A 231-nucleotide genomic window follows, 5' to 3' on the forward strand; every position below is an offset into this window, starting at 1 on the left:
GGCAAGAAAATTAGATCCCTCCTTGCCGGAGCACTGGCAAGCGCGGCTGGTACTTTACCCTGAGCCAGTTAGCAGCAACCATATCAAGGGCGTACTGTGCTCGTTAGTCGATGGACAGCAGCACTCAGGTCAAGCGTTACTGGATGTCTATTTTGAGCGATGGGAGATCGAAAATAGTTATGGGGAAATTAAACATCGGATGCTGGAGGATACGATTTTATTGCGCAGTCA

1 pseudogene is annotated in these 231 nt (G+C 48.9%); it reads left to right on the forward strand.

The features are described 5' to 3' along the window. Positions 1–231: pseudogene (locus tag ACFQ1C_RS10760) on the forward strand (IS4 family transposase); the annotation flags it as partial.

The organism is Oceanisphaera ostreae (assembly GCF_042676125.1).
GTDB classification, from domain to species: domain Bacteria; phylum Pseudomonadota; class Gammaproteobacteria; order Enterobacterales; family Aeromonadaceae; genus Oceanimonas; species Oceanimonas ostreae.